Genomic DNA, 11296 nt, shown 5'->3' with positions numbered 1-11296 from the left:
GCTTCACTATAAATTTAAAATTCTGTTCTTTATGTAACGTCTCAATGGTCGCTACATCGTTCGATTAACTTGTTCTACCCGGCGCAATACTTAAGTTTGTGACACCATAAAGAGCCTGGCTGTTACGCAACCAAAGCTGATACTCAAAGCCCATTAATGAGTGTTCCGTAGAACAATCCACATGCCATTGGCGTAGCAAATAGCCAGCGGTTGCTGCTCTAATCTCAACCTTTAGAACGCCACCCGTCATGCCATAGTCCAGCTCTATCGCTTCGCTGTGCTCAATACGTGGATGCGGCACTAACTCAAGCTCTACGAATCGGTTCCACTGTCGATCTTGGGTTTCGAGCTCACTTTCTTTGATAACAGAAGGCGACAAGGTTGAATCTTCAAGCACAACCGCAGCTTTAATGCGGGTCAATACAAAGTCACGGAACTCACCATGCTTGCGGTCAAAACCACGAACATGCCAACGCAGGCCATTGTCCACCAGCGTATGCGGTACAATTTCACGCGTTGTTTCACCGCTCGATAACGACACATAGGTGATACTCAAGGCTTTGCCTTTGTGGATGGCCTCGGTGACTTTCGCTACTATCGATAAACTCGGCTTGTTAAGGTGATAAGGCGCTTCACAAGCCAGAGGTGGTTTTACCTTTCCAGTGAAGCCATCGCCGTAGCCTTGGCTAATGGTTGCCAGAGTTCTCACAACGTCGTAGTCGAACAGGGGTTCAAATGCTTCACCACGCTTGTGCAACTTGAGCTTTTGGTCATACTCAATATTGCCTGGCGCAAGCTCTCTGTACATGGTGAAGTCTTTCGTTGCTTGTGCGGCAGCTATACTGAAGCGATCGACTAAGTCCGCCCGTACCGCTTCTCCCTTAAACAATAAGGTGAAATCAATGTGGGCAATGCGATCCCTGGTTGCTTGTGGCAACTGCGCTATCTGCGAAAGCCTATCTGGCTTTCCTTTCGCACTTTCTTTAGCGAGTGAACTCGCCACTACCGTTTTTTTCAGACCATCATTTGTCATGCGTCTTGTTTATCCAATTCAACCAGATTCTTAAAACTCTGTTTATAAAGTTCGGTCAGACATCACGTAATCACATTGAACGGCATGGCATAAAGCTGCTATTCATCCGCAATGGCTAATCAATCTCTACCGGTTGAAGCTGAACAGATGGCCATAAAACACTGAATAGGCTTCAACCTAATTAATTTTATTAGGTATCATCCTATCACAAATTATTTTGTAGGGAAGACTAAGCGGCAACTTTTTGATCTGGATTACAATTGCCGCTGAGTCATGAGCGTGAAGGCCTTGTTTCATGCCATTGCTGATAGCCGCTATCAATGCGCTACCCGAACCAGTGGCACCACGATGTTACCGCGATGCGATACCCCTTTGTCCGACTCTGTAGAGATCAGGGCTCGTTGCTCACTCTCTCGAACACGCCTGGCAACTTCTGCCTGGGCTGGTAGCAATGGCAGCATCCCTTCAGCAATCGCGTCCGGTGCAGATTCTTGGCCACAGGACATCAAATGCTTCCATGGATCTTTTAGAAAGCGCTCGAACGTGATGCCAAATTCAATGATGCGGGCAGAGACGAAGATTTCGCCCCAGTATTCAATGTAGGTGTCTTGGTACATGGAAAGATTCCTCTTGTTGGTTATATACCCTTCCTACTTGCAGCCGCAGCGGTGTTACCTGCATTCGCTCACCCCAATCACATAGAAGATCTATGCTCATGGGGACTCACTTACTTGCCGCCTAGCTGCAACACCAAGTAGTTTGGGTATAACGTAAGTTCACTTTCCATTTTCCAGAGGTTTTCAAATATGCAAGGCTTACCTTGTAGAGAGCTACAAAGCTTTAAATCGATTGCGAGCATCTTTGTAGTCATAGTGGGCATGTTCTGAGCCACGATGGTACAAATCATCCAGGTAAGTTTGTTCCTGCGGCAACTCGTCTTCGCTGATTTCGCGCCACCAATGTTTGTTGGCACCTTTAACACCGTCATGCCAGCGGTAACCGCGCTCTTTTAAATAGTCCTTTACGTCAAACGGCGCACCAAACGCACGAACTAATACAGTTCGCCTGTCTGCTTCAGACAACAAGTTTGCAACGGACTCGGGCAACAAATGAAACAACCAGGCCATCGCCAAACAATCGGTTGCAGCTCGGTGTCCTTCATAGAACCAACCTAAGCGAAGCAGCAGGTACTCAAGTTTTCGACTTTCAAAACCCAGCGCCTTCCAATCTATGCCACTGGCTGAACAGACCCAAGATAGATGTCCTAATGCAGCAAACCGCTTTTCAAAGAAAGGACGATCAAACTGTGCATTGTGTGCAACCACCAGCGGATCATCGGATAACCAACTCGCTACCAGTGAATCATCAATGTGCTGGCCTTGCACCATCTCATCAGTGATACCGGTTAACTCGGTAATCAGCTCGGGGATTGGCTTGCTGGGATCTTCATACAAGCTGATCACATCAACAATCGACACAATCCGCTGAGCAGAGGGGCTGTAAAGCACCTTTACCATACCAAGCTCAATAATGGACTCATCATCGGCAGACAGTCCAGTTGTCTCTGTATCGAGCAGCACCATTGGCTGTTCATCACCGACCATAGGCGAAAGTTCAAGTGGCCAGGACTGCGGTTCACGCGTTAATGGAATGCGCTCCAGCAATCTAAAATCTTCTGGCCTTTCTGGGATATCCGCGAGGCGCTCTAGCGGAAATGGCGCAGGGGCTCTTGTCATTGATGGTTCCTCTTCACTTCTATTGTTCGCTTTAGGTGATTTCACTGTGCCACAGGTTTTTCTAAATGCACCTTGGATACCTAAGCGTTTTTTTAATCTTTCTACTGGGTGAACCCATGTATGAAGGCTTTGGCTAAGCCTTTCAGAAAGCCTTAGCTAAACCCTTTAGGTAACCCTTACCGATACCCTTTACGTATGGCTTAGCCAACCCCTTTTCAAACGGTTGCAAAAGGCTTGAACTGAGTTCGACTGAGCATTTTAATGGTGCTCCTAACTTCGCTTTAAGCCAGTAAATTCAATACGAAGCAGAATTTTACTAACTGTTTTTAAACCCTTTGCAAAGGGTTCAACAAGCCTTGTCTGACGGTTACTTGACCCATGCGTTAACCAGTAGCAGTAACAGGATCAGTAACAGAAACAAGAGCAGTAGGCAGAAGCAGTAATGTCCAAGCCTTGCAGGCTTTGACGAGGGCGAGCTATCCCCACATCAAGCTTTTCAACACAAAAAAGAAATCACCCACGACACAACGTCTTACTCGAACAACACCAGTTTTACCTACAATTCTACTTGTAGAAATCAGCATAGCATTAGATACTGTATAAACAAGGCGCTGTTCCATTTCTGTGTTGGTGAGCTACACTTCCAACAATATCAGGAGGATGGAGTCGGCCTTGAACAACTCTCAATTTAACACTTTACAAGCCTCTTTAGGAACACTTAGCTTTGTGCAGTTAAAGCGTCTGAGAAAGTGTGTTGATGACAGGATCTCAGCCGATCATGTCGGTAAAGCCATTGCGGTACATGAGGAAAGTGTTTCTGAATGTGCTCACTGTGGAGGTCACCACTTCACCAAATACGGCACAACGTCTCGTGGACAACAACGCTACTATTGCAAGTCATGTCACCGAACTTTCAATTCACTCAGTGGCACACCGTTGTCCGGCATGAGAATTCGGGATAAATGGCATCAATATTCCGAGGGAATGTGGCTTACCATGAAGCTCAGGGAGGCAGCAAAGGAGCTGGGTGTAAACATTAAAACTGCTTGGCGGTGGCGTCACCAACTTCTCTCCCAGCCAAGGCGTAACAAGCCCTCTGAGCTGCACGGCATTATCGAAGCTGATGAGACCTTTATTAATGAATCATTTAAAGGGCGAAGGAAGCTTGATAGGCTGTCCAGAAAGCGAGGTTCGAAGGGGAAAGAGATCCCCAAAGTTCCTATCATGCTGGCGCTAGACCGCAATGGCTCTGTTACTCACTGCGTATTAAACAGAAACACCAGAGAAGAGCTGGAGCGCTCTTTAGCGCCAGTGCTAACCCCTGACAGTGTTTTGTGTACTGATGGTAACTTATCCTATCAGACTATCGTTAAAAATCTCCCCTTCAAACTTGATCATAAACGGCTAATAGCCTTGGATAATCAGCGGGTTGTTGATGGTATCTATCATATACAGACGCTAAATAACTGGATGATGCGTTGGAAGCAGTGGTTAAGGCAATTTAACGGTGTTGGTACTGCCTATCTGGATAATTACATCGCGTGGTTCCGACAAATGGAACAGGCTAAAGATGATGATAGCTGGGTAGAATATGCTTTATGAAGACCATTTTGCTGACGTCAGCAAAATGGTATCAACACAGAAATGGAACAGCGCCATAAACAAACAGTATTAATTATGATTTTTCGAGGTTCGTCATGAGTGTCTCGCTGATAGGCCGTAGCGGCGCACTTGCCTTCATCAAAGCAAAGCGCCTTCGTATTCCATTGTTCATGGAACGTGTTTCTGCTGGTTTTCCCTCACCAGCGCAGGATTATGTTGAGCAAATGCTCGACCTCAACGAGCTGTGCATCAAGCGACCGGCTGCAACGTTCTTTGTGCGTGTTGAAGGTGATTCAATGATTGATGCCGGGATTCACCCAGATGATATTTTGGTGGTTGATCGCTCTGTCCAAGCAGAACACGGTGACATTGTCATAGCGGGAATCCATGGAGAACTCACGGTAAAGGAGCTTCAACTAAGGCCGTGCGTCATGCTGATCCCAAGAAACCAGGCGTATGAGCCCATTCATATTCCTGAAGGAACAGAGTTGGAGATATTTGGTGTGGTCACCAATGTGGTGCGAAACATGCGCCGTAAGTCGTGACTATCCCATGCCTGTGTTTGCCTTGGTGGACTGCAACAATTTTTACGCCAGTTGTGAGAAGCTGTTTCGTCCTGATTTAAAAGATACACCGGTTGTGGTGCTGTCCAACAATGACGGCTGCGTGGTTGCACGCTCGCGTGAAGCTAAGTTACTCGGTATAAAAATGGGTGTACCCGTCTTTCAGATCAAATCTGAAATGCTGCGTCATGGCATTTTGGCCTTTTCGTCCAACTATGCGCTTACTTGAAAAAGTAGATGTATGAACGCGTAACCCCCTGGGGGAAGGCTTAGCAGTGTGAATAACGGATGATTTAGGTGTTAATGTGATTGAACAAAATAGGTCGTTTCCAGATGACTTCGGCTTTGACTATTGTCTTATGTGGATTAGTACGGAGAAATATCCCTCATTTATAAGTAGGCCACACCCTGACAGTGGCGAGATCATCCATGACGTTAGGGACAACTCAAAACCATTTGCTCATAAACTTCCAATTTTAATAGACCCCGATGGTATCAATGTGGTGCCAGTGAATCTATATCTTCACTCTTTGTTGGCAGATCCAGATATATCCTCCGATAAGACGATTCAATCCCATGCAGTTGCGTTATTGAGCTTCTATCGGTGGTTGAGCACGGAAATCCCCGAACATACACACCCAAGGACTGGCCTTCTGGTTGATGAAAAACCTCCGTTAACAATATATGACTGCACCGAGAAGGTAGAGGAAAGTCCAATCGTGAGATATCGAGACTATTTATTGGAAAACCTTTATACCAAGGATGAAACTGGAAAAGTCGGTGGTTCTCCAAGTACAGCCTCTAACTATGTTTTGAAAGTTGTCAATTACTTCATCTTCCTTCATCGCCAGCGGATCATTTCAATCAGCAAAACCTTTCGACCATTTGAGTTTAAGGCAAAGACTGTTCGCATAAGCAACAAAGGAAACAGAGCACAACATGAAATGCTCTCACATCTCAATCGCAGTCACAGTAAGGAAATTATTGTATACACCACAGGTCTCACTAGACCATTTAAGAACATAAAAAAACCTCAAGATGCTGATATTCGAGAGCTTAACCCACTTCGTGAAGATGAAAAACAAGAGCTTTATAAACACCTTGATATTGAAAATTCATCTGACACTAAAGCCCTAATGGTGTACTTAAAAACTGAAACGGGATTGAGATTGGAGGAATTAATAACATTTCCTGCCTCTGTCGTGGACAAGCCAAAAGCTAAAGTAGTTAAGGTGCAAATTGGTGAGAATATTAACGGTTGCTTAACCAAGTTCAAAAAAAACAGAACAATTGAAATCCCAGCCAGTGTCATGGATCTGTTGTACGAGTACAAGTTAAGTAAGGCGAGGAAGAAGGCTATTGAAAAAGGATTACTTCGCCATAACCACTTATTCGTTAAATCGAATGGCAATATCTACGCTCCAAACACCATTCAAAAGTATGTGGAAACTATCCGCAATGATTTGACACACTGTGGGCTTGATATTTATTTTGCCCCTCATGACTTACGAGCCACTTTCGCAACCGACTGGCTGTACAGCAAACATATGGAAACAGGTAAGCCCTTCGAGGCTTTGTTACAGGAGCTGGCTGATTTGATGGGGCATGAAAGCACCTCTACCACTCAAAAATACGTTAACTACATGAATGACAATAAAACATGGTTGGAATTCGCTCAGCGTAAAAATCAATTCGCACAACAATCGCTGAGGTGATGATATGGCAAAAAGTCGATTAGCAGCATCGAGAAATCAAAATAAATCACCCGCTCCGCCGATTACTAAGAAAAATGTTACTTCATTAGATTTGATCGTTGATATACGGCCAGAAGGGGTGCTAAACAGCACAAGACACAATTTTATTTATTGGTGTCATGAACAGTGTGATCCCAAAAAACCATTAGCTAAACCCTCTCGACTGGAAAGAATGCAAAAGCTAAAAAGATGGGTTGATCAAGAGAAGAAAAATGAAACCAATGCATGGTCTCTAGTAGTTAAATTAAGCGCCTTAAAGACTTACATTGCATTTTGCGACATTAAGAAGTTCGACCCTTTTAGTCAGGCTGGATATCTTTATTACGCTGGTAACTCAGGTGAGTTACGGCGCTTAGTTGACATTGCTAGTGAGCCTAAAAAATACCAATTTCAGTATCATAATGGTGAAGAGTTTGGTTTGTTGGAATCCTCAGCTCTTCAAAAAAAGATGAATCTCGACTCGATGCTTCCAGTGCTTGATTTTGATGTGTCAGACATGCAAGCCACGCTTAAGAGCTTTACTGGTGAGATAACAGATTTTGCTACACTACCTTATACATCAAGCGAATGGTATGCACTAGTTAGACGCACTCAGCTTCTCTTTTTCTCTTTGGTAACTCAACTTATTGCGTTTAAAGAAGAAAACCCCGAATCGCCCCCACCTCAATACCTAGAAAACATTGTGGTTGAAAGAATAGATAATCGTGACATCACGATTACACTTGGGAGAAAAAATGGTTCAGCTTCAGAAGGCTTAGCGAGTCCTTTTAATCAATGCATGTCGGCAGCTTACACTTTGTTTGCCTATTACACTGCATTTAACGACACAGTGATTAGACAGGTTCGCCACCCCATTAAAATGGTTACGTCAAATAAAGATGGTCGGACATCAAAAGTTGCTCAAGTTCGCGCTTACAAAGGTCGTGCATCAAAGGACGTAAAAGCGTTATTTTCAGGCTTAGAAGAAAGCTCCCACCCCGAAGCCAAAGATGAGGAAGCTGGGTTTATTGTCGCTGACATCAATAAGCGCGACACTGTTGGAGAAACTGACGGAATTACCTTTCTTCGAGCACTCGAACTCCTCTCGAAAACCTACAGCGAAGACCCTTATGACACTCTGATATATTTCCTCAATAGCGAAGGTGATAAAGGCAAGGTTGATGTGTCTGGAGCTTCATTCCAATTATCAAAGAACCTAAATTTGCTTTCTGATAGCAGAGCTGAGTTGACCGACCATCTAGTAAAAACCTACGCCGACATTGTTAAAGATCAAAAGATGACCACGTTTAACAAGATTAAACGAGATGATGGTGTATACACGATGGAAGCAAAAGTCACCGTTCTTAAAAAGCAAGTTGTAACAATAAGAGCAATGCCTATTGCTTACGCTGCTCTTTCATGTATGACTGATGTTTCATTGCGGAACGCGCTTATACCGCTTAATTATTCAGAGAAAGATTCCGATGGAGCGATGACAGTTTCTTTCAAATATGCTGATGGCTCTAAAGGTGAGTTTATTGTTGCAGCTAAATACAAACCTTTTCTTCAATTGGTTGAGCGTTATGCTGCGAGCAGAAACCCTTTACCCAGAAAAAATTATGGTTTTGGTGGGGGGAGTTCAACAACCAAGCATCCATTCTTACTACCGCTGGGTGGTAAATATGTTACTTATCAGTGGTCAGAAGGTGAGGTTCCGATTCGCGAAGTTCTGTTAAAATTGTGTGGCATTGGTCGCGGTGATTACTTTATAAATATTACCGCCAGTAGGATTCGCACTACTCATTCTAACTTAGAGTATAAAGCTGAAGAAAAAGGGTGGACAGCCCGAAAAATTTTGCAGCACAATATTGAAACAACTGAAAGACATTACCCCAACGGCCACCCTGTCTCAAACAACAAGCAAATGTCACAAGGGATGATGGGGTTAGTCTACATAGCCCAGGGCAAGAGCCGCAGTGAAGCTATAGAATCGGTTAAGAAAGAATTGGAAATTCCCGTCTTAGAATACGATGTTTGGAAACAACGTAATGCTCCTACAAACCCCAATGGCATTAGCTGCGGCGGGGAAATTGATTTGCTGTCAGAGAAAGATTGGCATTATGCAGCACGCAAGTTCGCAGAAAAAAAAGGGATTATTGAAGAGGGTCAAGATATTACCTGCTATCAATACGATCTTTGCGTCTTTTGCAAAAGCGCCAAACTCGTTGATGACCCCTACGCTATTTATAAACTATTGAGCTTTCTCGATGCGTTAAGTGAAGCCATTGACCAATACCCAGAACGCGCTTCGGTAATTCAATTAAAGATAAATCGCTTTCAAGCTAACCTTGACGGCCTCCCATTAGAGACCGTTGAACAAGCTGAGGATTTGCTTGAAGAAAAAGGGCGTTATCCACTTTTCGACTCGTTATCTTCCATTACCCAATTTTTATAAGGGCTATATCTATGCTGTCTTTTGAAAACTCACAAGATATGGATTCAACCTTAGATACCATGCGTTTAATTGGTGATAGAGGCGACTATTTGCAACAGGAACTTCTCCCTGCGCTACTGCGAGGCGATTGGGAAGAGTTAGACAAAATGGTGGTCTATCAAGATCAAAAAAAGACCATCTTGTTTGGCGAGGATATATGGGCGTTTAGAAATTCTGACTACAAAGGGAGTGGGGTCACGAACTTGATTTTTAACATTGAGCCAGAGCAAGAAGAAAATGTCATTGTACTTCATCAAAAAGAGCGTCACATGCTTAATCAAATGAAGTGCGTAGCATTAGCGGATATGTGGTTTTCTGTTAAACATATAGAACTGGCTTCAATAAATAATAAAAAAAACTCTCTTCGAAAGGATATTGCCCAACTAATCAAACGTGGCATCAATTCATTTGAGGAATTGAATCAAGAGCATCTAGAAATTTTGGTTACTGAGGGATGGTATGATATTTCTAGGAGCTATTGTTTTATAGGGTTGAATAGTCTTGTCCACTTGAAAGGGCTGCTACCTTTCAAGGTCAATTTTTCACATCAATCCCATAAGATGTACAACATGAGTTCTGATGCGCAAAACGGAAAAGTGGTGATTCCCCCCCGAATCTATTTTGCGGCATTAAAAGGGTACAGTGAAGATATCGTAAAAGCCTACGGATTAAGAGATGAAATCGAACAAGCAGTTGAGCAGATGATTTCCTTTTATTCCGATGAAGTAAAAAGAAAAATTCTGAGGGTTAGAAGCGGCTATAGCCATAAACCTCATGGCGGTTATGCAGAATCATGGGAACGATTTACCCAGGCGCTCGACAACAATGGAATAACCTTAGCGGATAAAGGTGAAGATCCACGGTGGATGCAAATATTCACATCTATTCAACCCCGCATTCAAATACGACGAGAATGTCTTAGTATCTTCAGAGCACGCATTGGCAACACTTATTATGGCTGGGCTGGTTTTAGACAGTATTTGAGAAGCTTGAACACAAAAGCCTCATGGCTTTGCTTGGCATTGTCAGGAATGCGCGTAGACGAGTTGTACAAAATGAGTCCTGTTTACGGTGCGCAAAGAACGACTTTCGATAAAAATGGATGTGAGTCCGAAACTGGCAAGGAAACCATTTACTTTCTAACTACACGCCAATCAAAAATTACGATCAGTAGTCAAACCAAAAATGACACGTTTGTAACCACGGAAACGGGTTGGAAAGCCTTCCATATATTAAATGCTATTAATACGCCTTATCGCGACAGATTTGCAAAGAAAAATAATCATCGAATGTTTGCAAACTTGAAGGACATCGCTTTTCCCCAACCTATAGGGAAGAGCGCATTACACACTAAAATTAATACGGGGTTTAACAGCGATAAATTTGATTTTACACTTACAGCAGAAGATATGGGGCATTTACAGACCTCCGACCCAACCCAAACATCTTTTAATCAGGGTGATAAATTTCACTTTTCGCCACACCAGACACGGCGCTCCCTCGCGTACTACCTAATTGGTTATGAGCTGTGTTCTTTCCCCGCCTTGAAGCAGCAATTTTCGCATTTGTCGATGGCAATGACGCGATGGTATGCCCGAAATGCCTATTCATTTGAAAAACTTTACAGCGAAATACAAAAAGAACGAGTCACACAACAGGCTGAGATATTTGCTCGCATATATCAAAAAATGGCGAATGGTAAGCGTATCGCAGGAGGTAAAGGTCAAGCAGCAGCGGCTGAGATTAGTCGCGAAGGTGAAAGTTATTTTGAAGATGGAGTAAGCAAACGCAAGCTATCGGTTGACTACTGGATAGATCGGTTGACCAACGGTAAAGAACATTTACATGCTATTGCTCCTGGGATGTATTGCACTAATACTCAATGTTCAATGCGTATCAATATTGATTTAAGTGAATGTGTAGACTGCGAATATGATTTTATTGAAAATGCTGTTTATGCCGAATCCTCCCGTATGGACGCAATGAGAAACGTTGAGTTTTTAAAAGAAAACAATGAATTAAACTCCAGTTCTGCAACTGCGTATTTCGGTGAATCCGATCGGTCGTTTCGGTTTTATCCGATCACTTTTTCATCTTCTTTTTCGTCCCTGCCAGTTTTACCTTAAGTGATCGGA

Annotated in this window: 8 protein-coding genes and 1 pseudogene; 6 read left to right on the top strand and 3 right to left on the bottom strand. The window is 43.5% G+C overall.

The features are described from left to right. Window positions 1-64: 64 nt before the first annotated feature. The 3 genes from MHM99_RS17710 to MHM99_RS17700 form a co-directional block, all read right to left on the bottom strand. The gene (locus tag MHM99_RS17710) at window positions 65-1033 is read right to left on the bottom strand and encodes a WYL domain-containing protein (RefSeq protein WP_015066543.1); all 969 of its coding nucleotides are present in this window, start codon (window positions 1031-1033) and stop codon (window positions 65-67) included. A gap of 317 nt (window positions 1034-1350) precedes the next feature. Beyond that, a complete protein-coding gene (locus tag MHM99_RS17705; RefSeq protein ID WP_015066542.1) occupies window positions 1351-1650 on the bottom strand; it encodes a hypothetical protein in 300 nt (99 codons plus the stop codon). A 213-nt stretch (window positions 1651-1863) separates the two neighbouring features. Then, a complete protein-coding gene (locus tag MHM99_RS17700; RefSeq protein ID WP_015066541.1) occupies window positions 1864-2769 on the bottom strand; it encodes a 3'-5' exonuclease in 906 nt (301 codons plus the stop codon). 672 nt (window positions 2770-3441) lie between these two features. Between MHM99_RS17700 and MHM99_RS17695 the strand changes: the two genes are divergently transcribed. From MHM99_RS17695 to MHM99_RS17670, 6 genes and pseudogenes are all read left to right on the top strand, one after another. Next, complete coding sequence (locus tag MHM99_RS17695; protein WP_239220244.1) at window positions 3442-4371, top strand: IS1595 family transposase; 930 nt, start codon at window positions 3442-3444, stop codon at window positions 4369-4371. Window positions 4372-4466: 95 nt separating this feature from the next. Beyond that, window positions 4467-4916 (top strand): translesion error-prone DNA polymerase V autoproteolytic subunit, encoded by a 450-nt coding sequence (gene umuD / locus MHM99_RS17690; protein ID WP_015066540.1) that lies wholly within the window; start codon window positions 4467-4469, stop codon window positions 4914-4916. Window positions 4917-4923: 7 nt separating this feature from the next. Further along, window positions 4924-5157: pseudogene (locus tag MHM99_RS17685) on the top strand (DNA polymerase V subunit UmuC); the annotation flags it as partial. Window positions 5158-5239: 82 nt separating this feature from the next. Next, the gene (locus MHM99_RS17680; RefSeq protein ID WP_061094527.1) at window positions 5240-6649 is read left to right on the top strand and encodes a site-specific integrase; all 1410 of its coding nucleotides are present in this window, start codon (window positions 5240-5242) and stop codon (window positions 6647-6649) included. 4 nt (window positions 6650-6653) lie between these two features. Next, window positions 6654-9122, top strand: a complete 2469-nt coding sequence (locus MHM99_RS17675) for a hypothetical protein (protein WP_150140950.1) — start codon at window positions 6654-6656, stop codon at window positions 9120-9122. Window positions 9123-9133: 11 nt separating this feature from the next. After that, complete coding sequence (locus MHM99_RS17670; RefSeq protein ID WP_239220243.1) at window positions 9134-11287, top strand: integrase; 2154 nt, start codon at window positions 9134-9136, stop codon at window positions 11285-11287. Window positions 11288-11296: the final 9 nt, after the last annotated feature.

It is taken from the genome of Alteromonas sp. MmMcT2-2 (genome assembly GCF_022348305.1).
In the GTDB taxonomy this organism is placed as follows: Bacteria; Pseudomonadota; Gammaproteobacteria; order Enterobacterales; family Alteromonadaceae; genus Alteromonas; species Alteromonas macleodii.
The sequence above is the reverse complement of the archived record's forward strand: the minus strand, read 5'-3'. Positions and strand labels throughout refer to the sequence as shown.